The sequence below is a fragment of the Pseudomonas sp. GW823-FHT02C02 genome, from assembly GCF_058797635.1.
Window position 1 is genome coordinate 177206 of the sequence record NZ_JBXAJV010000002.1, and the last position, 24502, is coordinate 201707.

The 24502-nt window shown below is 59.6% G+C and carries 18 protein-coding genes and 1 pseudogene; 11 read left to right on the forward strand and 8 right to left on the reverse strand.

The window, feature by feature from the left end; genetic code table 11:
- Window positions 1-96 precede the first annotated feature (96 nt).
- The 6 genes and pseudogenes from AC1ROI_RS03515 to AC1ROI_RS03540 all read left to right on the forward strand — a co-directional run bounded on the left by AC1ROI_RS03515 (window position 97) and on the right by AC1ROI_RS03540 (window position 7109).
- Window positions 97-501 carry a hypothetical protein gene (locus AC1ROI_RS03515; protein ID WP_156375902.1) on the forward strand — a complete coding sequence of 135 codons (405 nt, stop codon included), beginning with the start codon at window positions 97-99 and terminating at the stop codon, window positions 499-501.
- A gap of 86 nt (window positions 502-587) precedes the next feature.
- Window positions 588-747, forward strand: a pseudogene (locus AC1ROI_RS03520) (two-component sensor histidine kinase); the annotation flags it as partial.
- Window positions 748-929: 182 nt separating this feature from the next.
- Window positions 930-3737: a multicopper oxidase domain-containing protein gene (locus AC1ROI_RS03525; RefSeq protein ID WP_102593393.1), complete on the forward strand. Its 2808-nt coding sequence runs from the start codon at window positions 930-932 to the stop codon at window positions 3735-3737.
- Between the two features lie 17 nt (window positions 3738-3754).
- Window positions 3755-4765, forward strand: coding sequence for an SCO family protein (locus AC1ROI_RS03530; protein ID WP_102593394.1), 1011 nt, complete (start codon window positions 3755-3757; stop codon window positions 4763-4765).
- 92 nt (window positions 4766-4857) lie between these two features.
- Complete coding sequence (locus AC1ROI_RS03535) at window positions 4858-6354, forward strand: sensor histidine kinase (protein ID WP_102593395.1); 1497 nt, start codon at window positions 4858-4860, stop codon at window positions 6352-6354.
- Window positions 6355-6545: 191 nt separating this feature from the next.
- Window positions 6546-7109 (forward strand): DUF4174 domain-containing protein, encoded by a 564-nt coding sequence (locus tag AC1ROI_RS03540; RefSeq protein ID WP_083377207.1) that lies wholly within the window; start codon window positions 6546-6548, stop codon window positions 7107-7109.
- Between the two features lie 177 nt (window positions 7110-7286).
- On the opposite strand, the gene AC1ROI_RS03545 is transcribed toward AC1ROI_RS03540, so the two are convergent.
- From AC1ROI_RS03545 to AC1ROI_RS03555, 3 genes are all read right to left on the reverse strand, one after another.
- Window positions 7287-9524, reverse strand: a complete 2238-nt coding sequence (locus tag AC1ROI_RS03545; RefSeq protein WP_102593396.1) for an autotransporter outer membrane beta-barrel domain-containing protein — start codon at window positions 9522-9524, stop codon at window positions 7287-7289.
- A 96-nt stretch (window positions 9525-9620) separates the two neighbouring features.
- The gene (locus AC1ROI_RS03550) at window positions 9621-13196 is read right to left on the reverse strand and encodes an ATP-binding protein (RefSeq protein WP_102593397.1); all 3576 of its coding nucleotides are present in this window, start codon (window positions 13194-13196) and stop codon (window positions 9621-9623) included.
- A gap of 3 nt (window positions 13197-13199) precedes the next feature.
- Window positions 13200-13823, reverse strand: a complete 624-nt coding sequence (locus AC1ROI_RS03555) for a response regulator transcription factor (RefSeq protein WP_083377204.1) — start codon at window positions 13821-13823, stop codon at window positions 13200-13202.
- A 414-nt stretch (window positions 13824-14237) separates the two neighbouring features.
- On the opposite strand from AC1ROI_RS03555, the gene AC1ROI_RS03560 reads away from it, so the two are divergent.
- Entirely contained in the window at window positions 14238-14615 is a 378-nt protein-coding gene (locus AC1ROI_RS03560; RefSeq protein WP_042932867.1) for a DUF6124 family protein, read from the forward strand.
- A gap of 78 nt (window positions 14616-14693) precedes the next feature.
- Here AC1ROI_RS03560 and ampC read toward each other — a convergent pair whose 3' ends face one another.
- Entirely contained in the window at window positions 14694-15860 is a 1167-nt protein-coding gene (ampC, locus tag AC1ROI_RS03565; protein WP_102593398.1) for a class C beta-lactamase, read from the reverse strand.
- Window positions 15861-16020: 160 nt separating this feature from the next.
- Here ampC and AC1ROI_RS03570 point away from each other — a divergent pair, with 160 nt between their 5' ends.
- The gene (locus tag AC1ROI_RS03570) at window positions 16021-16899 is read left to right on the forward strand and encodes a LysR family transcriptional regulator (RefSeq protein WP_102593399.1); all 879 of its coding nucleotides are present in this window, start codon (window positions 16021-16023) and stop codon (window positions 16897-16899) included.
- Window positions 16900-17029: 130 nt separating this feature from the next.
- Here AC1ROI_RS03570 and gudD read toward each other — a convergent pair whose 3' ends face one another.
- Window positions 17030-18373 (reverse strand): glucarate dehydratase, encoded by a 1344-nt coding sequence (gene gudD, locus AC1ROI_RS03575; protein WP_010458646.1) that lies wholly within the window; start codon window positions 18371-18373, stop codon window positions 17030-17032.
- Window positions 18374-18397: 24 nt separating this feature from the next.
- Complete coding sequence (locus tag AC1ROI_RS03580; protein ID WP_042932191.1) at window positions 18398-19744, reverse strand: MFS transporter; 1347 nt, start codon at window positions 19742-19744, stop codon at window positions 18398-18400.
- A gap of 281 nt (window positions 19745-20025) precedes the next feature.
- On the opposite strand from AC1ROI_RS03580, the gene AC1ROI_RS03585 reads away from it, so the two are divergent.
- Together AC1ROI_RS03585 and AC1ROI_RS03590 are read left to right on the forward strand one after the other, a co-directional pair.
- Window positions 20026-20739, forward strand: coding sequence for a FadR/GntR family transcriptional regulator (locus AC1ROI_RS03585; protein ID WP_102593400.1), 714 nt, complete (start codon window positions 20026-20028; stop codon window positions 20737-20739).
- Between the two features lie 92 nt (window positions 20740-20831).
- A complete protein-coding gene (locus AC1ROI_RS03590; RefSeq protein WP_010458652.1) occupies window positions 20832-21062 on the forward strand; it encodes a hypothetical protein in 231 nt (76 codons plus the stop codon).
- Window positions 21063-21093: 31 nt separating this feature from the next.
- Here the strand turns inward: AC1ROI_RS03590 and AC1ROI_RS03595 are convergent, their stop codons facing one another.
- Both AC1ROI_RS03595 and AC1ROI_RS03600 read right to left on the reverse strand, forming a co-directional pair.
- Window positions 21094-22527 (reverse strand): hypothetical protein, encoded by a 1434-nt coding sequence (locus tag AC1ROI_RS03595; RefSeq protein ID WP_146012952.1) that lies wholly within the window; start codon window positions 22525-22527, stop codon window positions 21094-21096.
- Between the two features lie 86 nt (window positions 22528-22613).
- Window positions 22614-23519, reverse strand: coding sequence for a DMT family transporter (locus AC1ROI_RS03600; protein ID WP_102593402.1), 906 nt, complete (start codon window positions 23517-23519; stop codon window positions 22614-22616).
- Between the two features lie 96 nt (window positions 23520-23615).
- Here AC1ROI_RS03600 and AC1ROI_RS03605 point away from each other — a divergent pair, with 96 nt between their 5' ends.
- Window positions 23616-24479, forward strand: a complete 864-nt coding sequence (locus AC1ROI_RS03605; protein ID WP_077749988.1) for a LysR substrate-binding domain-containing protein — start codon at window positions 23616-23618, stop codon at window positions 24477-24479.
- The last annotated feature ends 23 nt before the right edge of the window (window positions 24480-24502 follow it).

Below are 24502 nucleotides of genomic sequence, written 5' to 3' on the forward strand. Positions count from 1 at the left end.
ACGCCGTATGTCGGTTCGTGGGAAACGCTCGATCAACATTTGACCAGGGAATGGAAATAGGGGAGCCCGACCTTGAACATTTCAACGACCTGCGCCATGAGCAGCCTGTTGGTTTCGCTCACCGCTTCTGCTACCGGGATCATTCCGGTCTTCGAGCTGGACTTCACCCGATCCGCAACAGAAACGCTGCAAAAAATGGGCATCAACGACGCTTGTATTATCGCCGCTTCACATCCCGCTGAATTTACCTACTGCCGAGAAGGATCTTCAACGCTCTGGAAGTATCAGGCGTTGGATCTAGAGCAACAGGCGGCGATCCAAGTTGGCCAAACGCGGTCTTCTATGGATCATCAGCGAATTACTGTCGCGCAATTCAATAGCACTGCCTGCGAAGAAGATCACCTTGAGCCAGTGGTAAATCCGGCGATTAGTCTTGGGTTTGTCCTCGGCTTGTTCACCCTGTTTCTGTTGATCGGTTTTCGACGCGCCCGCCACCTGTAATCCAAACGTGATGAATGCTTCCCACGGACTCTTGACTGCTGAACAAGCTGATAAGACGCCAGGCTGTTCCTGTCGCAAAAATCCTGGAGCAACGCAGCCTGGCGTTCCGGCCTTTTTTCACCACCAGGCAAGGTGGCCTGGTGCAGGTCAAGCGGATGATGGAGCGGTGCGGCGGGGTGTTCAGTCGGGAAAGTCGCGAGGGCGACGGCACGGTGTGTCCGTCTGTTGTTCAAGCGAATTCCCTGAATATGGGGAGGAACTTTACCCAGTAGCGGGTGCCATGCCCCAGTCGCTTTTTGGGCATGGCAAATTGATGTTGATAAGCCATTGTTCTGCTGGGTATTGATGCTTTGTATAGAACATTACGAATCTGGCGAACTCCTTGCACTCCTCCCATTACCCCCTTCACGATTTAGAGGCGGCTGGTGATGGACAGAAAAGCGCGGCACCCCTGCAAATGGTTTGGTCTCCTGACGCCCCTGAGCGTCCTTCTGACAATGACGCTCGGCACAACAAACCTTCGCGCCAGCCCGATCGACGACGAACGACAGCCCGAACCCTCCGACCCTTCAGCGTACTACGACGAACCGACTGACAAAGTAGGCGCCTTGAACGCCATTTTGACCATGCCCCCGGCTAACCTCGATTCCTTCGACTTGCCGGGTGGCGTCAAAGGCAGCAAAGACACCACGCGCAAGGAAAACATCCTGCCGCCAGCGCTGCAGACCAGTTTCAATTACCCCACCAACGGAAAACCCAGTCCGCTGTATGGTGCTCTGCCGTTCACTCAACCACTGGCGCTGTTCGAAGAATTCGGTGTGGAAAAACTCGACCCCACCACCCCGGCGGCACTGTTGCCGTTTCCACCCGCCGCCATTGGCCCGCTGCCACAACAAGATCCCACCAGCGTCGCACGCAGCGCTCCGCCGAGTGCGGCGCTCGACGCGTTCTTGCGTCAACCAGGCCTGACTCCGTTCCCCAGCCAGTATTCCAACGTGGTCGACCGCAACCCTTGGCAGAAGCAGATTGAATTTTTCCTCAACCGCCGTATCGGCTCGTCGGCTGAAGGCCGTCCGCCAGGAAAAGGCTGGTCGCACCAGCGCTGGAACGAGTTTTACCCGCAGGTGGCCTACAAGACCGTGCAAGCCGGCGCACGGGTGAATACCGGTTTGCGTGACAGTCGCCAGATGCACCGCTATGCCGTGGGTGAGTTCGGTCCCAGTGGTCTCTATTACAATGTGGCGGGCGTGCCAGCGACAGCAGGCACCTCCAAAGGATCTGAACCGCGTTTTCATCCGAAAATGCCGGTGCAGAAACTCAACTCGCTATGGACCTTCGACGGCACCTTGCCGCCAAAATTGCTCATGGTGCGGTACGGGCAACCCGTGTTGATGCGTCATTACAACGGCTTGCCGATCGACCCGTCGGCGAACATGGGTTTTGGTCTGCACACCATCACCACCCACGAACACAACGGCCACGCACCGGCGGAAAGCGACGGTTACACCAATGCGTTTTTCTTCCCTGGGCAATTCTACGACTATCGCTGGCCGATCCAGTTGGCCGGTTACGACAGCATCAACACCAAGGCTGAAGACCCGCGTGCAGCGTTTCCGTGCTCGCCGGGCGAAACCCTGTGGACTAACGACCTCGCCCCCGGCCGCAAAACCTGCGACAACGGGATGATCAAAATCCGCGGTGACTGGCGCGAAACCATGAGCACCCACTGGTTCCACGACCACATGCTCGATTTCACCGCGCAGAACGTCTACAAGGGCAACGCGGCGATGATGAACTACTACAGCGCCCTGGACCGCGCCAATGAATCGGTGAATGACGGCGTCAACCTGCGCCTCCCCAGCGGCAGCGCCTTGCCCTGGGGTAACCGCGACTACGACGTCAACCTGATGTTTGCCGACAAGGCGTGGGATAAGAACGGTCAACTGTGGTTCAACCCCTTCAACACTGCCGGCTTCCTCGGTGACCAGGTGCTGGTCAACTGGAAGTGGAAACCAACCTTGGACGTCCGTGCCCGCAGCTATCGGTTCCGTATGCTCAACGGCTCCGTGTCGCGCTACTTCAAGATGGCGCTGGTGCGCGAGATCAAGGGCACCAGCGGCGAGTTCCAAGGGCCTGTCGGGTCGGGCGTGTCGTATGCCCGGGTGCCGTTCCACCTGATCGCCAACGACGGCAATATCATGGAACACGCCGTGCCGTTCGACGGCACCATGGACCTGGATGCCGACGGTGACAAACAGAACCACAACGCGATCCTGCCAACCCTGGGCATCGCCGAGCGTTTCGACATCATCGTTAACTTCTCGAAAAACGGGATCAAACCAGGCGACAAGCTGTTCTTCGTCAACCTGCTGGTGCACCAAGACGGCAAGGGTCCGGAAGAACCCGTCGCCCTGGCTGACGTGCTGTCCGAGAAGTACCGGGCGATCATCAAGCAAACCAGCAAGGGGCCAAAGTGGGAGGACGGTGATCCGGCGGTAGGCAAGGTGTTGCAACTCAACGTCAAGGCTTACACCGGTCAGGACCTGGCCATGGACCCGGCCGCTTATGAGCCGGCCAAACCGGGCAAGGCTGAAGGCCTGTTTATGATCCCGCTGAAAATCCATCGCGACAATGCGGCCGACAAGGCGCTGCTGGCTCAGGCTCGTCACCGCACCTTTACTTTCGGCCGTTCTGATGGCACCGATGAAGCACCCTGGACGGTCAAGACCGACGGCGGTTTCGGGTTTCGCATGGACCCACGTCGGCTGAACACCTCGACCAAACTGGCCAGCGGTCCGACCGATGCCGGCGCCACGGGCTTCGGCACGCTGGAAGTGTGGCACATCAAGGGTAATGACACGGGCTGGGGCCACCCGGTGCACGTGCACTTCGAGGAAGGGATCATCCTCAGCCGTGGCGGCAAGCCACCACCGGAATGGGAAAAATGGGCACGCAAGGACGTGTATCGCGTCGGTTCGGAAAAGGATGGTACGGACAATGTCGAGATTGCGATCCAATTTCGCGAATTCGCCGGCACCTACATGGAGCACTGCCACAACACTCAGCATGAGGACAACTCAATGCTGTTGCGTTGGGACGTTGAAAAACCCGGGCAAGTGCAGTTGATGCCGACTCCGTTGCCGAGCTGGGATGGCGTGCGCTACGTGAACTCCGCTGCGCTGCCAACCTTCCGCACCGGCGACGGCTACGGTACCAAAGCAGCGGTCACACCATGATCCGCAGGGGAGCCGACATGACATCAACTACGCCGCGCTCCCGCGCCCTGGGCATGCACCTGATTTTGCTGCTGGTCACCGGCGTGCTGGCCGCTTGGCTGCTGCTCGCTCATGAAGGTGCACCGTCGCCCACGGAATCGGCGACACCCTGGGGCGGCGATTACTTCCCCAACACCTTGCTGACCGATCAGGACGGTCGGCAGGTGCGTTTTTTCGAGGACCTGATCAAGGGCAAAGTGGTGGTGATCAACTTCATCTTCACCACGTGCAGCGACTCCTGTCCGCTGGAAACCGCGCGCCTGCGCCAAATGCAACAGTTGCTCGGGGACCGGGTCGGGAAGGATATCTTTTTCTACTCGATCAGCATCGACCCGCTGAGCGATACCCCCGAGGTGCTTAAAGCCTACGCCCAGCGCTTCAAGGTGGGACCGGGCTGGCAGTTTCTCACCGGCGAATTCGAGGCCGTTACCGACCTGCGAAAAAAACTCGGGCTGTTTATCGAAGGCGTCGACAACGGACGCAGCAAGGATCACAACCTGAGCCTGATCGTTGGCAACCAGAGCACCGGTCGCTGGATGAAAGCCTCGCCGTTCGAGAACCCGTGGATCCTCGCCGATCAGTTGGCCAATACCTTGCAGAACTGGAAGCAGGCCAGTGCCGAAGGGAGCTACGCCAATGCGCCCGAGATTCGTCCGCCGAGCAACGGAGAAGAATTGTTTCGCACCCGTTGCGCGTCGTGTCACAGCCTCGGGCCGCAAGACGGGCAGGGCATCGGCATGCGCAGCATCGGCCCGGACCTGATCGGCGTGACCCGTCAGCGAGACCCCGCCTGGCTCAATCGCTGGATCCGCGAACCGGACCGCATGCTTGCCGAGAAGGACCCGATTGCGCTGGAACTGTTTGAGCGCTTTGACAAGATTCCGATGCCCAACCTGCGCCTGGATGAAGACGCAGCGCAGTCCATCATGGATTTTTTGCAGGAAGAAACTGACCGTCAACAATCGTTGCAGGCGGCGCAGCTGCAATAGCAGCTGAATACAATCATTGAGCCGTCGGGCTCGATCAATGCCACCTGCACTGATCTGATGAAAAGGCTTCGTCCAGTACTCAGGAGCCACCCATGCAGATACTCCAGCGCCAAAAAGTACCTGCGCTGCCGCACACGGCGGCAGGAGAAGGCACGGGCTTGCGTGGTCAGTTCAATCTGCTGCGCTGGTTTTCCCTGGGCAGTTTTTTCATCATCGCCGCCGTGGCGCTGGGGCTGGGTTATATATCTACGCGCTTCGTCGTCGAGGAAAGCATCGAGCGCGACTCCATGCTGACCGCGCAATTCATTCAGGCCATTGGTGATGCCGAAATCCGCCACGCCTCGATTACCCCGAACAGAACCATGGGCGAAATGCTCGATCCTCGAGGTGACAATGCCTATTCCGACGTCGATCCGGGCTCTCGTGCGGCTGCCCGCACAGAGTTTCTCGATCATGTCGCACACTTGCCGGACACGCTGTTGGCGGTGGTGTACGCTCTGGATCGCACGGTGGTCTGGTCGACCAACCCGGAGTTGGTCGGCGTGCGCATTGAAAATGATAAGGAGCTGGACGAATCCTTTGAGATGAAGGAAACCGTGTCCACCAGCTACCACCAGATCGATGAAGAACGTCCCGAACAGATGCTGCTGCGCGAACCCAAGTACTTGTTCATCGAGAACTACATCCCGATGTTCAATGCCGACAAAAGCAAAGTGATCGCCATGGTGGAGATCTACAAAGAACCTGCGGACCTGGTGGCGCGCATCCAGCGTGGTTTCAAGTCGATCTGGCTGGCGACCCTGCTTGGTGGTGCCGTCATTTACCTCGGGCTATTCTGGATTGTCTGGCGTGCGTCCGAGCTGCTCGAGAGCCAGCAGAAACAGTTGATCGCCAACGAAACCTTCGTGGCGCTGGGTGAAATGTCCTCGGCCGTGGCCCACAGTTTGCGCAATCCGCTGGCGAACATTCGCTCGAGCGCCGAACTGGCCCAGGAAATCGCCAGCCAGAATACGCAAAAGAACATCGGCGACATCATCAATCAGGTCGATCGCATGTCGCGTTGGGTTCGTGAATTGCTGATGTCGTTGCGGCCGATGAATGACGACTATGAGGCGGTGGATCTGGTCTTGATCATTGATGACACCCTGGGTGCCTTCGACGCGCTGATCAAACGCTCCGGCGTTGAAGTCCGTTTCACACCCAAGGTCTGCCCGCCAGTGGTTAGTCAGCAGGTGTTGCTGACGCAAATTCTCAATAGCCTGATTGCCAACGCCCTGGAAGCCATGCCCAGGGGCGGCGTGCTGAGTATCGAGATTGAATCGCCGCAGACCGGCCATGTGTGCATGATCCTGAGCGATACCGGCAAGGGCATGACCAAGCAACAGCAACAAATGGTCTTCAAGCCTTTTTTTACCACCAAACAAGGCGGGTTGGGCGTAGGCCTGGCCCTGGTCAAAAGGATAATGGAACGCTTAGAGGGCTCGGTCGAGCTGACCAGCCAGGAGCAGGCAGGAACCCGCGTTTGTCTCAACTTTAAAGTGGCAACGGGGGGAGAGTACGGAGCACAGCATACCGCTGGTCGAGGATGATGGAGCGCTCATGGCGGGTTCTCACGGCGGATCAGGTGTATCGTCATAAGGGATGAGATTAGCTCAGCCTGTTGCGCAATGACCGCCCTGACCTAAGCTTTGGTCAAGGCGGAACACAATTGCGGTGCGTCACCCGGAACGATCACCGCGATGCGCAATCATTAGAGCGTGGATATCAAAAGGAGATGCGCATGCTCATCAGGTCTTTGACCCTGACTACCTTGCTGGCTTTCGCCGGCCCCTTGCTCGCCGCCGAAGACGGCTCACCGCTGGACAATGACAAAGGCAGATCCCGGCCACTGATTGTGATTGCTTCGAGTACCGTTGACCCGGTCTGGGTGAGCCTGAAAAAGGCGATGGACGATCCGGCCAACAAGGATGGCGTCAAGCAACGCAATATCAGGGTGTACACCGTGCTGAACATGTTCGGTCAGCTCGACGGCAAGGATCTCGGCCAGCAGGACACCATGGCGCTGATCCGCTCGCTGAAACTCGGCGCGGGGGCGTTTCCCAAAGTCATCCTGGTGGGCAAGGATGGTGAGAAGAAGTTCGAGAGTTCGGGGGATGAATCGAAGTCGGTCGACTTGAAGAAGATTTTCGACACCATCGACGCCTTGCCAGCCGCCGAAAAAGAAGCCGCACCGCCGACAGTCGCAACGCCCGTCGTCGCCGAACCGGCCGCTAAAGGCGCCAAGGGTGCAAAACCGGGAAAACCGGCGAAACCGGCCAAGCCTCCTGAAATGCCGGATGATTGAATCCCTATTGACCCCGGGTGAGCAGACTCCGATTCTTGTAAACGTCGCCACCCACTGTGGGCGCGAGCGTGCTCGCGAAAGCGGTCTGGCAGGCAACCTTGATGTTGGATGTGCCAGCTCCTTCGCGGGTAAGCCCGCTCCCACAGGGATGCCCTTTTGGCACAAGGGTTGGGGGCGTTACCAGTTGTAGCGATAGCCGACCGTCAGCGCCCAAGGCTGTTCGATATCGTTGCCTTTGGTGTAGCCCGCTTCGGCGAAGAAGTTGTGTTTTTCAACCGCCGTCACAGTGACGCCACCCGCTACCTCGGCTCGTGAACCCGGCAAGCGGCTGTCGAGTTTTGCCCCGTTGACGTTCACTGTGCTGTCACCTGCATGTTCGGTGATCCAGGCGGCCTTGACGTAAGGTTTCACCGCAACGCCATTGCCTGGCTGCAGATTTCGCCCGAACGCCCCGCCAACACGGCTTTGCAGCGAAACCATCGAATCCTGTTTAACGCTCAGGCCATTGCTCGCCGTGTAGCTGCCGCCACTGATGCGCGCTACCTGCAGCCCCGCTTGGGGTTCAACGAACCAGCCCTGGCTTAGGTCGATAGTCTTGCCGAGTTGAACGTCAGCACTCACGGCGTGGTTCTTGTAGCGCGCCTTGACCTTGTCGCCGAGGTTGCTGGTGATGTCGACGTCATTGTTCAGGTGGCTGTATTTCAGCGCGCCATCGACATACATCCCGCTGCGGTCCAGATAGGCGGCATAACCCCCCAGCGTCGCGCTGTCGATCGTGCCATTGCTGGCCTCGCCAAAGTGTTGCCGCGCCTGACCCTTGCCAAGCAAGCCGCCCACATACAGCGTACCGTCGGCAAAGGACAGGGCCGTGTCGGCGCCGATTTCCAGGCCGTTGACCTGTTGCTGGAACGCGCGACTGGCACCTGTGTCCAGGCGTTGTTCAGTGCCATAGCCACGGATCCACAGACCTCCCTGATCCTTACCCGAACGAAGATCGCCCAAATGCTGGGTCGTCGCATTCATCTGCGCGCCGATCAGCGCAGCGGAGGCGGCGTGGCTGGCGACCGCCGCGTTGGCGCCTTTGCTGAGAACTTTTGCCTGAGGAACAGGGTGAGTCTGGATCGGTTGCGGCGTTTGCGGTGGCGGGGCGATGACTGGCTTGTCTGGCTGTTCAGTGACGGGTGGGGTCACCGGGTTGACTGGATCGACCGTATCGATCGGATCTACGGGATCTGCCGGATCTACCGGATCTACGGGATCTGCCGGATCTATGGGATCTACCGGATCAACCGGATCCAGATCAGGTGTGTTTTCGCCTGGTTTGGCCAGGAACCAATCGTCGTCGTGCTGTTGCAGGGTGTAGCGGTAGGCGCCGGCATCGACGGTCCCGCCATGGAGTTTAAAATCACCGCTGCCACCGTTGCCATCCACCAGCATCAGTTGCTGCTGCTCGCCGCTCGGCGCGTTCCCGGAGTCGGCAACCACCAGGGTGTGGCTGTCGCTGATCGGCCCTTGCACCTTGATCAGGTCGCCTTGCAGTGAGGCCAGGTCCGTGCTCATCAGGAAGCTGCCATTGCCGGTCAACGGGCCTTTAATCGTCAGCGTGTGAAAACCGTTGATGGCCGGATCGGCGAACGTGACTTGACCGGCGATATGGTTCGCGCCGCCCAGCACTGCATCACCCTTGAGTCGCAGAACACCACCCGAATTGATCGTTGTGTCACTGGCTTCGGCCAGGTCGCCGAGCACCATGAGGCCACCCTGATTGACGGTGGTGAAGTGGATATGCGGGCCAGCCCCACTATCCATCATCCCGCCCTGATTGACCACGGTGTTGATGACCGAGGCGTTCTCGCTGAGGGAAAGTTCGCCACCGTCATTGACCGTCGTGCGGTCGGCATTGCCGTTTTCGTAAACGGTCATCTGACTGTTGTTGACGAAAGTGTTCTTGGCGGTGGCATCGGTATACACCCACATAGTGCCGCCTTTGAGCTGGGTATCACTGACCACCGCGTTCTGCGCCACCTCCAGGTTGCCGTCGTTGACGATGGTGCGCAGGGCTGTGGCTGAACCGACGACGACCATGGTGCCGTTTTCAACGACGGTGCTGAATGCCGCCGCAGAGTCATAGACACTCAGCCTTCCACTGCCATCGACTGTGGTGCCGTTCGCGCGCCCGCCGTCCAGAAGTTGGATGAACCCATTGCTCACGGTGCTATCGGTCAGAGTGCCGCCCGTACCGACGTAAATCGTCGAGCCATCGTTCACCGCTACATTGGCCTGAGGCGTTGTCAGGCAGTTGAGCGAGTCGCAGCTGGCAGCAAAGGCGCCGGCAGGCGCGCAGCCCAGCATCAACAATGCCCCGGACAGGCCGGACAGGGAGACACGAGAAAACGGTACACCAAAAGTAAACATAACGATCCGCCGACTGCATGGAAATGAGCCGCGGATTCTCCGGGTGTGGGCGAGGCGGATAACGCAGGCGCTTCCTATCTTTTTGTAGGACGCGTCCTACAAAAGTCGACCGTTGAGGTGCTCTTGAAGGCTGTTTTGCAGGCGTTGCATCTGCTCGGCAAAGGCCTGATGCAGGCGACTCAGGGCGTCTAGCGGAATCGACTGGCCACACGCCTGCTCCAGTTCCTCGCAAGCGCTGATCAGCGGCGCCGCGTGGATGATCCGCGCGCTGCCGAGGATCTTGTGACTGCGCCGCCCCATGGCGCTGTAATCGCCAGCGGCATACAGCGCCTGCATGGCGTCGAAGTCTTCCTGATTAGTGCGCAGCACCGTGGCCAGCAACTGGCGAGTCATGGCCGCATCACCCGCCGTAATATCGCTGACCTTCGAGATATCGAAGCAGGGGGCCGCCGCCTGTTGCACTTGTTCGACCTGGCGAAGATAGCGCTCAAGCGCCGAGCGGGTGACGGGTTTGAACAGGCAGTCGTTCATGCCGGCATCCAGGCAGCGCTGGATTTCCTGAGGCTGAGCATTGGCCGTCAGTCCGACCACATGGGTTGCAGTTCGTCCTTCCCGGGCCTCGACCGACCTGAGTTGGCGGGTCATCTGGTCGCCGCTCATTTGCGGCATGTTGCAGTCGGTGATCACGTAGTCGAAGATTTCCCGGTCCCACACCCGCAATCCCTCGAGCCCGTTCTCGGCGCACGTCACGCGCATGCCCAGCGACTCCAGTTGACGTTGCAGCACCACGCGGTTGAACTCGTGATCTTCGACGATCAGGATATCGCGCGCCGGCAGCGGTGCCAGGTGTTCAGTGCTGTCCAAAGGCACCGGGGCGTCGTCAGGCGCCAGGTCCGCGTCGAGTTCCAGGGTAAAACGCGAGCCTTGTCCCGGCGCGCTGACGCAGCTCAGTCGCCCGCCCATCAACTGCGTCAACTGCTGACAGATCGCCAGGCCCAGCCCCGTACCGATCTGCAACTCGCTGTCGTTGGATGCGAACTGGGTATAGGGCTGGAATAGCCGCTCGCGCTGTTTATCATCCATGCCGACACCGGTGTCTTGAACACTCAGGCGCACGTGGGCGAGGTCGCCTTGCGGTTCAATCAACAGCTGCACCATCACCGAACCTTGCGGAGTGAATTTGATCGCGTTGCTGATCAGGTTGGACGCAATCTGGCGGAACCGCAGCGAGTCCAGCTCCACCGCGGTATCGAGCCCTTGGTTGATGAATTCCAGCGCGACGTTTTTCTGCTGCGCAAGGCTGGCGAAACTCTGAATCACCGTGCTGACCAATCGCTCGGGATGGCAGGTGCCGCTGCGCAGCTCGAACTTGCCGGATTCGATTTTCGACAGATCAAGAATTTCGCCGATCAGCTCCATCATGCCGCTCGCGGACTTTTGTGCGATGTCGATCAGCTGCGCGTCGGAGCGATGGTCGCGCATCAGTTCGAGCACGCCGATCAAGGCGCTCATCGGCGTGCGGATCTCATGGCTCATCACCGCGAGGAAGTGACTCTTGCCCCGGTTGGCTGCTTCTGCCAGGTCCTTGGCCTGATGCAGTGCGTGCTGCAAATGCTGCTGTTCGGTAAGGTCGATCCAGCCGCCGATCACCCCGGTCATGGTGCCGTCGGAATCGCGGTAGGGCAGTGCCCAGTGGTAAATGTGGTACGTCTTGCCGTTGACGGTCATGGTGAAGTTGTCGAAGGACGGCTCGCCGCTGTCGAGCGTCGCGCGATGAATGCGCTTGTAGCTCCAGGCGTCGTCGGGGGCAAGAATGTTTGTTTCGATCAGGCCTTTGCCCTGCACCTGCTCCAGTTCGATTTCCATCACTTGCAGGTAGGCGCGGTTGCAGGTCAGCAGCAAGCCTTGGCGGTCGCGCACGTAAATCGGATGCGGCGTGCCGTCCACCAGCACTTTCATGAACTCCAGTTGGTCATTCAGGGCTTTTTGCGCTTTCTGACGTTCGGCGATTTGCCGGCGCAAGCCGCGGTTCCATGCCAGGATCGCCAGCACTACCACCAGTAGCCCCAGCACCGCTTTATAGAACCAGCTTTTGTAAGCGCTCCAGCCGCCCTGACTCTCCTGCGGGTTCTGCCAGCGGTTGGCCAGGTCGCTGAACTTCTCGGGACGGATATCGAGCAGGGCCTTGTTGAGGATCGAGACCAGTTCGGTATTCTGATGCCCGGTGGCAAAGCCGATCAGCGCGGGTTGGGAGCCGATCACCGAGTCGATTTGCAGTCGGCCACGGAAAAAACGGTCGATCAGGTACGTCGCGCCCAGTTGCGGCTGGATGACGCCCTCGACCCGGCCTTCAGCGAGCAATTCATACGTCTCGATGGGCGCGTCCACTGCGACCTGTTGAATGTCCGGCCACTCGCGTTCCAGCCAGTTGGCGGCGGCCGAGCCTTTGACGAGCGCGACTGGCCGGCCTTTCATGCCCGTCAGGCCCGAATGCTCGGGTTGCGTGCGTGTCACCAGCACAAAGGGGTTGATCACGTAGGGGCGGGAGAACATCAGGCCGGGTTCGCGGCGTTCACTGTAGGTCAGCGCGGCAATGATGCTGACCGGGTCCCGTTGTGCCCGGCTGGTCATGGCATCGACGGAGGTGATTTTGCTCGGACGGAACACCAGCCCCGTTCGGTCATTGATCAGTTCGAGCAAGTCCGCCGCCATGCCGCGGAGTCGACCTTCCGCGTCGAAAAAGCTGAAGGGCGAATACAAGTCGTTGGCCAGCACATCGATCTGCGGGTGATCCTTGATCCATTGCTGTTCCACCGGCGTCAATTGCAGACGGCTGTAACCCAGCCTTGGATTGGCGCCGATGCCCCAGCGCCGGGCAATCACGCCGCGTTCCTGGGGGGAAATGTTCGCCAGGGCACTGTTGAGCAGCGTGCGCAACGGCGTGTTCCCGCGCTGTACCGCAAAGCTGAAGCCCAGGCCTTCGGAGTCGCGCTGGATCGTCTGCTTAAGGCTTTGCTGATAGCTGCGCTCCACCAGGTACTGCGCGGAAATGGCGTCGGTGAGCAGCACCATTCCTTCGCCATAGGCAACCCGGCCCAAACCTTCATCGGTCGAGTGCACCGACTCGACCTGCAACTGCGGGAACAATGAGGCAACCCGTTCCCGCTGAATCCAGTCGGGATCGAACAATACGGTAGTGCCGGCCGGGGGGTGGTCTGCGGGCCAGTGCGTACCGAACTTGCTGATCAACACCGCCTGGTCGTAGGCGTAAGGTGCACTCAGCAGCAGATCGGCACGGACGGCTTCGAGGTGATTGATTCGCGGCACCAGATCGACTTCGCCCTGTTGCAGCGCGGCCAGCGCCTGTTCCTGGCTGGCATAGCGATTAACCTGCAAACGTACACCGAGCCCACGGGCCAGCACGTCGAGGTAATCGGCGGAGAGGCCTTCGTAATCCTTTTGATTGGCGGTGATATCCAGCGGCGGCCGGTCGGGCAGATACACGCCAACCCGCAGCACGGCATTTTGATGGAGCCACTGGCGTTGCGCGGCCGTGAGTGTGAGCGCGACGCTGCTGTCCGCGGCGCGGCTGAGCAATGAAAGCGGTTCTGCGCACGCGCTATAGGACAGGAGCATCAGCACGCCCAGCAGCACTCGGCGGATCGCGGTCATGAGTCAGACCAGATCATTGCGTTTGGCAAATTCGATCAGCTCCAGCAGCGTCGAGACGTTGAGCTTTTCCATCAGGCGGGTTTTATAGGTGCTGACCGTCTTGTTGCTGAGCAGCATGTCGTCGGCGATTTCCTTGTTGCTCTTGCCCAGTGCCAGACCGTGCAGCACTTTGAGTTCACGGCGGGTAACGGCGCTCAGGAGCTGCGCATCGTTGTGGGCGAAATCGCTTTTGCGCACCGAATCGAACGTGCTGACCGGAAACCACGTCTTGCCGCTGGCCACGGCTTTGAGCGCGGCGACGATTTCTGCCGGATCATCGATTTTCGACAAAAAGCCCGATGCGCCGGCCCGCAGGCACTGCGCCGCGTAGGCCTGGCTTTTCAGCCCGGTGTGCACCAGCACATGGGCCTGGCTGCCGCCGATGCGCAGCCGGTCAATGACTGCCATGCCGTCGAGTCGCGGGATGTCGAGGTCCAGCACAATGGCATCCGGCTTCAGCTCGAATGCCTTGCTGAGGGCGTCTACACCGTTGTCGCACTCACCGACAATCTCATGGCCCTCACGGGCCAGAATCATCCCGATTGCCATGCGCACCACAGCGTGATCATCGACCAACAGTACTTTCATGGGTCAGCCCTTAATGCTCTGATTCAGCATAGTCCTGTCGCAGATAAGCGGTATGGAGGGCTGATGCGTGGTGGTGGGGTGAGAAAAAAGAGGGCGATGCTACTTGGTTTGGGTGGGGTATGTAATCTTTAACGAGGGGGCCATTGTGCAGCACCACAGGTTTTGCATTGGTCGACAATCGGGTTCAAATCGATCCTCCACAGCGGCTATAAAAACCGCGTGTACCGCTGGGGGCCTGATTTCATTGGTCTCGGAAATTTCCTGCAAGTCCTGTCGGACTTCATGAACTGGTTTCTGTCAGAGCGCGCCGTTAGCCTTCGTCAGCCACCGCAACCATCGCGGTCGGACGTGGGAGTCCGCAACACTGAGGGATCCAGGGACGAAATAACCAATGGCCAGAAAGGAGCCTCGTCTATGAAGAAGTTCGGCAAAAATGATCCGCAACGCCCAACCGATGCCACTCACCTGAAGCTTGTCCGGGCGGGCGACACGACCGAGCACGACACCCGCATTCGAGTGCGCAAGCCCAGACGTTCCGTCCCGATCAACCAGATCTTGTCTGTTGCCCCGGGCGTCGACACCCTCACTCTCTTGCATCAGGCCAGCGAAACCCTTGCGTCGCTGAATGCGGTGCTTGTGAATTTTGCCGTCAAGCTGGATGGCTCGAACAGGGTGATGCTGGGGGCGATTCAGCAGTTGGCGGGGATTGCAGAGTTGTTGGTGGCTCAGGCTCGGGACAATCTTGATCCGAGGAACGATGCGCCTGACGCTCCAGCGCCGACTCGGCATTGAGCCGACGTAATAACGACAATGGGCGACCCCAAAGAGGTCGCCCATTTTTATTGCCAGCATTGACCCCTGTGGCGAGGATTACTCGGTAAGGGCACTCAATATGTTGTGAGCGATCTTGATTCGCTCGGCGTTCGGGTAATTCTTGTTCGCCAGAATCACGATACCGATGTCTTCCGAAGGCACGAACGCGACATACGCGCCGAAACCACCCGTCGACCCGGTCTTGTTGAACCATGCCGCGTCTTGCGCAGGTTGTGGCGGGTTCAGCCACTGGACTTTTTGCGCCTCCATCGCCATCTCCGTCGAGTTGCCACTCAGTAACGTTTCGAGGCTGGCCGGATAGTGGTAGTGCTCCCAGCCCAAGCCTTGCGTCATCTCGCCCACGGTGTAGTAACCGCTGTGAGTGAGGGCGATCGCTTGTTGCAATGGCTTCTCCAGCGTCGCCGGTTTCAGGTTCGCTTCAACATAACGAAGCAAATCCGCCGCGCTGGTTTTCACCCCATACGCCTCCGAATCCAGCGCTCCCGGGCTCACCCGCACCGGTTTGCCATCCTTGCCGTAACCCTGGGCGTAAAGCCCCATCTGATCCTGCGGCACCTTGAGATAGGTGTGCTTGAGGCCGAGTTTGGGCAGCAGGTTTTTTTCCATCAGCTCATCGAACGGCTGGCCCATGCTTTTGGCCGCCAGATAACCGGACAGCCCAAGGCTGGGGTTCGAATACTGGCGGTGGGTGCCTGCGGCATAAACGGGCTTCCACTGTTTGAAGTAGGCGAGCATTTTGTCTGGATGATCGGCCTCGTCAGGAAACTGCAGCGGCAACCCGCCAGCGGTGTAAGTGGCGAGTTGCAACACGCTGATGGTGTCGAATGCACTGCCGCGCAGATCAGGCCACACCTGGCTGGCCCGGTCAGACAAAGACAGTTTGCCGCTCGCCTGGGCGTAAGCCGTCAACGTGGTGGCAAAGGTTTTACTCACGGAGCCGATTTCGAACAGCGTGTCTTTGCTGACGGGTTTACCGTCCTCTTTCGACGCCATGCCGTAATTAAAGTAATGCTGCTGACCCTTTAAGGTGATCGCGACCGCGACGCCAGGGATATTCTGTTGTTGCATGACCGGCCCGATGGCGGCTTTCACCAGGGCGTCGAGCTGATCGTCGGATTTTGTTGCGGCCATACAGTGACTTGCGCCGAGGAACAGGGCGAAAGCGCTGAGGGACGCCAGTCTTGGCAGTTGAAATTTGAACATGATTGGAATCACTCTCCATGAGTTGCCATTACTTTAACCGCTACACTCCGTCCGGATCCAACACCGGACGGCTGATGGGCGCGCCAAATCTAGGCAGTCGGGCGAAAATCGACAAACGACGATATTTCGGGTTAGCCATTAGAAAAATTTGGGAGTGGGCATGATTCGTCCTCATCTGCCGCTGAACGCATTGCGGGCCTTCGAGGCTTCCGCACGCCATTTGAGCTTTACTCGGGCAGCGGTGGAGTTGTTCGTCACGCCGGCGGCGGTCAGCCATCAAGTCAAAAGCCTTGAAGCCCAGCTTAACGTAACGCTGTTCAAACGCTTGCCCCGCGGCCTGATGCTGACCAGTGAAGGCGAAACCTTGCTGCCGGTGTTGCGCGAGTCCTTTGACCGGATTGCCGAAACCCTTGAACGTTTCGAGGGCGGGCATTTTCGTGAAGTGTTGACCGTGGGTGCCGTGGGGACCTTTGCGGTGGGTTGGCTGTTGCCGCGACTGGCGGACTTCCAGTCGAAACATCCATTCATAGATTTGCGCCTGTCGACTAACAACAATCGGGTGGATGTGGCTGCCGAGGGCCTGGATTACGCCATCCGGTTTGGCGCCGGCGCATGGCACGGGATCGAGGCGTCAAAGCTGATCGAGGCGCCGTTGTCGGTGCTCTGCGTCCCGGAAATAGCCGGGCAGTTGCAAGAACCTGCGGACTTGCTCAAGCAGACGCTGTTGCGTTCCTATCGCACGGACGAGTGGCCCGAGTGGTTTCTGGCCGCCGGGTTACCGGCCAATACGCCGGCGCCTAGGAGCATCGTCTTCGACTCCTCGCTGGCCATGATGGAGGCGGCGCTACAAGGCGCCGGCATTGCCTTGGCGCCGCCGCTGATGTTCGCCCGGCAACTGGCGGCGGGGGCGATCGAGCAACCGTTCGACATCGGTATCACCACCGGCTGCTATTGGCTGACCCGCTTGCAGTCGCGTCCTGAAACGTCGGCGATGACGATGTTCAAGGAGTGGCTGCTGCAAGCGGCCAGGACACACTGACGAATACCATTTCCCCTGGAGGCGTGAGCCTGCTCGCGATGGCGGTGTAACAGTCAACGATGAGGTTGAATGTTATGGCCTCATCGCGAGCAGGCTCGCTCCCACAGGGGATTCTTGGTGCTGCGAGGGTTTAGCGCACCAGGCACGGCCGCTTGTTATCGAACTTCCACCCCGGAATCAGAAATTGCATCGCCACGCTGTCATCCCGGGCGCCCAGTCCCATGCCTTTGTACAACTCATGAGCCTTGGCCAGTTGATCCAGATCCAGCTCAACCCCTAACCCGGGCTTCTTCGGCACCTGCACGCACCCCCCGACGATTTGCAGCGCAGCCTTGGTCAGGCGCTGACCGTCCTGCCAGATCCAGTGGGTGTCGATGGCCGTGATTTCACCCGGCGCAGCTGCGGCGACATGGGTGAACATGGCCAGGGAAATGTCGAAGTGGTTATTGGAGTGCGAACCCCAGGTCAGGCCCCATTCGTGGCACATCTGCGCCACGCGAACCGAACCCTGCATCGTCCAGAAATGCGGGTCGGCCAGCGGAATATCCACCGATTGCAACTGGATGGCGTGGCCCATTTCCCGCCAGTCGGTGGCGATCATGTTGGTCGCGGTTTTCAGGCCTGTGGCACGGCGGAACTCAGCCATGACTTCTCGACCCGAATACCCGTTTTCCGCCCCGCACGGGTCTTCGGCATAAGCGAGTACGTGATGCTGGTCGCGGCACAGTCGAATGGCTTCCTTGAGTGACCACGCACCATTCGGGTCGAGGGTAATGCGCGCATCGGGAAAGCGTTCGGCCAGCGCGGTGACGGCTTCGATTTCCGCGTCGCCGCTGAGCACGCCACCCTTGAGTTTGAAGTCCTTGAAGCCGTAACGGGCGTGCGCGGCCTCGGCCAGGCGCACCACGGCATCGGCGGTCATGGCTTTGTCGTGGCGCACGCGAAACCAGTCATTGTCGGCCTCCGGTTCGCTGCGATAGGGCAGGTCGGTTTCATTGCGGTCACCGACATAAAACAGATAACCGAGCATCTTCACTTCGTCACGTTGCTGGCCTTCACCGAGCAGGGCCGCAACCGGCACGTCCAGATGCTGGCCGAGCAAGTCGAGGAGGGCGGCTTCCAGGCCCGTGACCGCGTGAATGGTGATGCGCAGGTCAAACGTCTGCAAACCGCGACCGCCAGCATCACGGTCAGCAAAGGTCTGGCGCACCTGATTGAGGATCTTCTGATACGTGCCAATCGGACTGCCGACCACCAGCGAACGTGCATCTTCCAGCGTCTGGCGAATGCGCTCGCCCCCCGGCACTTCGCCGACCCCGGTGTGCCCGGCGTTGTCCTTGAGAATCACGATATTGCGGGTGAAAAACGGGCCGTGGGCGCCGCTCAGATTGAGCAACATGCCGTCATGACCGGCCACCGGCACCACTTGCATGCTGGTGATGATCGGGGCTTTGGCGGTGTCTTGTGGGTTCATAGTCTTGTCCTTCAACACAGAGATTCAGGCGTGATTGGGCGCTGGTTTGCCCAAGGCAACGGCGGGTGCGGTTTTCGGTGTGTTGCGCGCGGCGAAGACGATGATCGCGGCGATGATCGATGTCGCGGCCAGGCCATACAGCCCGCCCTGAATCGACCCGGTATGTTCTTCCAGCAGACCGAACGTGGTCGGTGCCACGAAGCCGCCAAGGTTGCCCACCGAGTTGATCAGCGCGATGACGCCCGCCGCGATTCGCGCATCCAGATAAGCCTGAGGAATCGGCCAGAACAGCGACGAGGCCGACTTGAAGCCCAGCGCCGCGAAGCAGATCGCCACGAAGGCAAAGATCGGCCCGCCCGTGGTGGACATGAACATCCCGGCTGCCGCGATCAGCAGGGCAGCGGCGACCCAGGCCTGCTGGTGTTTCCATTTCGCCGACAGCGAAGCGAAGGCGTACATGCCGACGATCGACAGCAACCACGGGATCGAGTTGAAGAGCCCGACCTGAATGTCGCTGAGGTCGCCCATCTTTTTGATGATGCTCGGCAGCCAGAAGGTCGCGGCATAAATGGTCAATTGGATGAAGAAGTAGATCAGGCAGAACAGGATGATCTGGCGATCTTTGAGCAACGTGCCCAACGACGGCTTGATCGGTGTCGCTGCTTCCCGGGCCAGTTGTTCGTCATCGATGGCCTTGACCAGCGCATCTTGCTCGGCGCGGGTCAGCCATTTGGCGTCGTGGGGTTTGGAGTCCAGCCAGAACCACACGAACACGCACAGCCCGACTGAAAACATCCCCTCGATGAAATACATCCACTGCCAGCCATGCATCCCGAATCCGCTGATCTGCAACAGCAAACCGGACAGCGGGCCGGAGATCAGCGAGGCAATGGCCGAACCGCTGAGGAAAATGGCAATCGCCTTGCCACGCTCGACGCCAGGCAACCAGCGTGTGAAGTAATAGATCACCCCGGGAAAGAACCCGGCTTCAGCCACGCCCAGCAGGAACCGCAGGATGTAGAAGTGGGTTTCGTTCTGGATGAAGGCCATGCCGGCGGCGACCAGGCCCCAGGTCAGCATGATGCGGGTCAGCCAGATGCGGGCACCGACTTTTTGCAGAAGCATGTTGGAGGGGACTTCGAACAGCGCATAGCCGATGAAGAACAGGCCGGCGCCGAGGCCGTAGGCGGCAGCTCCGATGCCCAGGTCCTGCTCCATGTGGGCGCGGACGAAGCCGATGTTCACGCGGTCAATGTAATTGACGATGAACATGATGACGAATAGCGGCAGGACATGGCGTTTCACTTTCGAGATGGCGGACTTCAGGACCGAATCGGCGCCCTCGTGCATCCCGGATATGGAGGTATTCACTTGGTTTTCTCCCACTGATTATTTTTATGCGGGGTGTGGCTGGATGTTGCTGTGTTGATAGACATCATACAACTACATTTTTTTGTCCTGCAAGCAGTCTGACCTAATAAAATGGCGTTTATCTTTGCTGTACTCACTTTTTTGCTGATGGGTGGCACCTTAAATAGCGGTCTTTTTTAGCCGATTGTTGAGTGTTGTCATACAAGCTGGCCGTGGTTTTCTTGGGATTCCAGCTGAACGCAGTGCTACGATTCCGGTAGCCCTGCTTCCGGATGATCGCCATGCAAGAAGACCTCGACGCGCCTGCCCGCAAGCGCACCCACAACCTGGCCCATGACCTGGTGGCCAAACTGAGCCAGAGCATCTTGCTCGGGCAGATGTTGCCGGGAGACAAGCTGCCGTCGGAGAACACGATTGTTCAGGAGCACGGGGTCAGCCGCACGGTGGTGCGTGAGGCGATCTCGAAGTTGCAGGCCTCAGGCCTGGTGGAAACCCGTCACGGCATCGGCACCTTCGTGCTGGAGCGCGCACCGGAGCAGGGGCTGCGATTGAATGTCGATACCGCGCTGGGAGTGCGCAGCATTCTGGAGTTGCGCATGGGCCTGGAAACCCAGGCTGCTGCGCTGGCGGCGAGCCGTCGTACCGATCAGCAGTTGATGCAGATGCGCGAAGCGCTCGACGACTATCAGAGCCTGCTCGCCAACAATGACAGCTGCGTCGAGGCCGACAAGCGCTTCCACCTGCTGATCGCCGAAGCCACCGGCAATGTGTGCTTCACCGAAATCATGCAGCACCTGGGCAACGCCATGATTCCCCGGACCCGGGTCAATGCCGCCGAACGTGGCGCGGCGGATTTGAGTAAGTTGGGGCAATTGGCGAACCTCGAGCACGAGGCAATTCTCAACGCGATCAAACGCCAGGATCCGGACGCTGCACGGGCCGCCATGTGGCTGCACCTGACCAACAGCCGCGACCGGTTTTCGGCCGGTGCCTGACAACCGTTTGTCCAGTTGATAGCACGCTATTCCCGCACCCGCTTCCAACCAGTACGGCCCGGATTTTCTGGACCTCATCAGTGAGGTGCGTCATGGCAAACGACTCAATGCTCCAGGGTGGAACACCCAATACCGACCCCACCAGGCCCATGCCCGGCACTGACGAGCCGACGCTGGATGACGATGCTCCGCCTGGTAGGGACCCTTCACTGGACCCGGCGGCCGCAGACGCCGATCGACCTGAAGACTGGAAGGATCCGGCTGCTGACGAGGACGTACCGCCGGCGGATGAGCCAACCCCTTTGTCCGATGACAGGCGATAAAAAGAACCCGGCCACTGTGCCGGGTTTTTCTTTACTGTTCGACCTTGACCAGCCTGACTCGACTCTCGGTGCCCCCTAACTTGGACGAGGACACAAAGAAGTAAGCGTAGTCTTCAAGGTAGAAAATCTTGCTGTCACGTTTGAGCTTCTGGCCAAGGTCAAACTGACAGCGCAGTTCTTTGGCGGGGCCTTTCAGTTCGCTGTTGACCTGGGCTGCGTCGAGCACACGCTGCACGGTGCACTGCACACTTTCCCGTTTCATTGTTTCGCCGTCGAGGGTGCTTCGTTCCCGTTTGCTGGCACGCATTTCCAGTGACGCACCCACCGGCATGCGTTGCCAATCGCCGGTGAAACTCAATTGCTGAGTGTCGGTGACGGTGGATAACGGTGGTCTGTTTCGCTTGCTCTCTGTCAGCGAGTATTGTTCTGCCAGTGGCAACAAGCCCCTGAAACTGACGATGTACCGGCCGACGGGAGCCTGTTCCCGGCGCTCGCGCAATTGTCCGCTCTGAGCGTCGGTGTCGAACACCAGCGCATTTTCCGTGCTTGAGTTTGAAAAATAAAAGTGCGTGTTATTGATCTTCGACACCGTGCGCTTGAGTGTCCGGGTGGGCGGCGCAAGCTTTAAATCGGTGATGGCTTTCAATACCTGAGCGGACACAGGTTCTATCTGGTAGCTCAGCGGAAGTTTGGCGCGGGCGACATACGCAGGCAGTGTCGAGCGCTGCGAGGGTGCGGTGCACGCAGCGCTCAACAAGGTCTGGGTGTCCGCGCTGCCTTGGGCGAAGGCCTGCGACGGGTTGTTCAGTACCCCGCCCATGGACACCCGATCATTCGGGCCAAGCTGGAATGAGCTCAACACTCGATAGGTCTTGCGTGCGCAATCGACTTCGTAGCGCTCGCGAGTCTGTCCGAACAGTTGCAGGTTGGGCTTGTCGGTGAGCAGCACGGGTTCGTCGAGTCCGCCCCAGAACCGCCTGACGTTGCCCTCGATTTTCAGGCTGTTGACGTCGATCATCACCCAGCGAGCGGCTTCAGTGCGATGGACAATGCGCCAGTCCGACGCTGCGGTGCGCGTACAGGCTTCGCTGAAGTGCGGCTTGCTGGCCAGTTCGGTTGCCAGTTCCTTGGGAATCAGTACGGTCAGCGGTGTGTGTTGGTGGCTGCCATCCGTCGTCGCGATGGGGAAGTTGTCGAGGAACAGTAGTTTGACATCGGGCACCTTGCAGTCCGCTTGCAGCTGTACAACGCTCGGTAAACCATCGCGAGTGTAAGCCGGTGTGTGGACCTGAAAGCTGAGGGTATCGCCGTTACGCATCACCGAGTTTTCCAGTGGCGTTTTCTTGAACACTTCTTGCACCGTCAGTACCGGCTGCCGGTAGGGAGGTGTGGCGGGAGTCGCGGGTGGCGGGCTGGCGCAACCGGACAATATCCCTAGCACACAGGCAGCAGCGAAACGGTTCATAAGCATTTCCAGGCGATGGCGTCACGTTCATGTGAACAGAGGACGTCGGCATCGCCAGGCGATTCTTTAATTCGCATGGCGTGCAGTCATGGCCGGGCGGGCGGCGCCGCGATGACGGCGGAACGCCGCTCCAGATTCAACGCCAGCACGCTGATCAGCACCACCATCGCACCTATCCCGACCATCAACGTTGGCTGCTCGCCCAAGGCAAACGCTGCAATCGCCATGGCGGTGGGCGGAATCAGATACAGCGTCATGGTCGCGCGACTCAAATCGATGTGGGCCAGTACAAATGCCCAGGCCAGGTAGGCGAGGGCGCTGGGAAACACGCCCAAGGCAACCACGGTCATTTGCACCTGCATCGGCGCGCTGGCGACTTTGCCGGCCAGCCCCGGCAGGTAAATCAGCAACAGCGCCGTGCCCGACCAGACCGTGTAGCAGACCAGCGTCAACCCGTCGTAGCGAGCGCAATGATGCTTTTGCAAGGCGAAGTAGAAACTCCACGACACCGCCGCCAGCAAGATCAGCAACCCGTGCGCATCCATGCTGCCCAGCCCTCGATCACCGGCCACCACAATCACCACGCCGATCAATCCCAACAAGACACACCCCCAGCGCCAGGCGCTGACCCGGTCCTTGAACACGAAACGCGCCAGCAAGGTACTGAACAGCGGGGTCGATTGCGCCAGCACACTGGAGGCGCCAGCGCTGACATTTTGCTGGCCGATATTCAAGGCGACGTGGTGAAGGCTCACGGCAAAAAAACCAAGGACGAACAGTAACGGCAGATCGCCAAGCTTCGGCAGACTGATGCCTTTGAAGGCGGCGACGACCGCCATGAACACCGAAGCGATCAGAAAGCGCAGCAGCGCCAAGTGGCCGGGGTCGTAGGCCTGCAAGCCGATGTGGATGCCGGTCGGTGAGAAGCCCCAGCAGGCGACGACAAACGCCATGGCCAAGAGAATTTTCAGGGTGTGCGTGGAGAGCTTCATGGTCGATTACCGGTGGGTTGATGCACCGAGTATCAGAAGTCTGACCATTCGCAACAACTGACTTATACTGCGACAACTGTTCACTTTGGGTGATGTATGGAGTTGGCGCAGATTCGCATGTTCAAGACCGTTGCCGAGGTCGGCAGCATCGCCCGGGCGGCGGAGCTGTTGCATTGCGTGCCGTCGAACATCACGGCACGCATCAAGTCGCTGGAAGCCGAGTTGGGGGTGGCGCTGTTTCTACGCGAGGGCCGAGGCTTGCGTATCAGCCCGGCGGGCCAGACGTTTCTGTCATACGCCTCGAAAATTCTGGCGCTGACTGTTGAAGCCAAACGGGCGGTGGACCCTTCGGCCGAACCGTCCGGCCCGCTACGCATCGGCGCCATCGAATCCTCGGCCACCGGTCGCCTGCCGCGTCTGCTGGCCAAGTTTCACAAGCGATATCCTGGCGTCGCGTTGGAACTGACCACCGGCACCTGGAGCCAACTGCTCGATGACACCCTCAATCATCGGCTCGACGGCGCGATCGTCGCGGTGGATGTCGAGCGCTCGCTGCTCAAGCGCACGCCGATGTACCGCGAAGAGCTGCTGCTTATAGCCTCGACATCCCTGGGGCCGGTGCGCGATATCGCCGACTTGCAGGACAAGACCGTATTCATGTGGCCGCAAGGCTGTCCTTACCGGGCGGCGCTGGAGCACTGGTTGTTGCGGCAGGGGCAGGCGCTGCCGATTGTCAGTCTGGCCAGTTATGGCGCGATAGTCGGGTGTGTCAGCGCCGGGGCCGGCGTCGCGCTGGTGCCCAAAGGGGTGTTTGACCAGTACGCCAAAGGGGCGGGGTGCGCGGGGTTTGAGTTCCCTGAGCTGACGGCGATCGACAACCTGTTTTACTGGCATGAAAACGCCGGGGTTCACCCGGCGCGGGAAGCGTTTGTGGCGATGTTGCGTGAGGAGTTTGCGTAGGCGCGGGCGCAGACGGCGATCTT

Coding starts and splice junctions, on each gene's coding strand:
- AC1ROI_RS03515 (WP_156375902.1), top strand. CDS start 97: ATGAGCAGCCTGTTGGTTTCGCTCACCGCTTCTGCTACCGGGATCATT.
- AC1ROI_RS03525 (WP_102593393.1), top strand. CDS start 930: ATGGACAGAAAAGCGCGGCACCCCTGCAAATGGTTTGGTCTCCTGACG.
- AC1ROI_RS03530 (WP_102593394.1), top strand. CDS start 3,755: ATGACATCAACTACGCCGCGCTCCCGCGCCCTGGGCATGCACCTGATT.
- AC1ROI_RS03535 (WP_102593395.1), top strand. CDS start 4,858: ATGCAGATACTCCAGCGCCAAAAAGTACCTGCGCTGCCGCACACGGCG.
- AC1ROI_RS03540 (WP_083377207.1), top strand. CDS start 6,546: ATGCTCATCAGGTCTTTGACCCTGACTACCTTGCTGGCTTTCGCCGGC.
- AC1ROI_RS03545 (WP_102593396.1), bottom strand. CDS start 9,524: ATGTTTACTTTTGGTGTACCGTTTTCTCGTGTCTCCCTGTCCGGCCTG.
- AC1ROI_RS03550 (WP_102593397.1), bottom strand. CDS start 13,196: ATGACCGCGATCCGCCGAGTGCTGCTGGGCGTGCTGATGCTCCTGTCC.
- AC1ROI_RS03555 (WP_083377204.1), bottom strand. CDS start 13,823: ATGAAAGTACTGTTGGTCGATGATCACGCTGTGGTGCGCATGGCAATC.
- AC1ROI_RS03560 (WP_042932867.1), top strand. CDS start 14,238: ATGAAGAAGTTCGGCAAAAATGATCCGCAACGCCCAACCGATGCCACT.
- ampC (WP_102593398.1), bottom strand. CDS start 15,860: ATGTTCAAATTTCAACTGCCAAGACTGGCGTCCCTCAGCGCTTTCGCC.
- AC1ROI_RS03570 (WP_102593399.1), top strand. CDS start 16,021: ATGATTCGTCCTCATCTGCCGCTGAACGCATTGCGGGCCTTCGAGGCT.
- gudD (WP_010458646.1), bottom strand. CDS start 18,373: ATGAACCCACAAGACACCGCCAAAGCCCCGATCATCACCAGCATGCAA.
- AC1ROI_RS03585 (WP_102593400.1), top strand. CDS start 20,026: ATGCAAGAAGACCTCGACGCGCCTGCCCGCAAGCGCACCCACAACCTG.
- AC1ROI_RS03590 (WP_010458652.1), top strand. CDS start 20,832: ATGGCAAACGACTCAATGCTCCAGGGTGGAACACCCAATACCGACCCC.
- AC1ROI_RS03595 (WP_146012952.1), bottom strand. CDS start 22,527: ATGAACCGTTTCGCTGCTGCCTGTGTGCTAGGGATATTGTCCGGTTGC.
- AC1ROI_RS03600 (WP_102593402.1), bottom strand. CDS start 23,519: ATGAAGCTCTCCACGCACACCCTGAAAATTCTCTTGGCCATGGCGTTT.
- AC1ROI_RS03605 (WP_077749988.1), top strand. CDS start 23,616: ATGGAGTTGGCGCAGATTCGCATGTTCAAGACCGTTGCCGAGGTCGGC.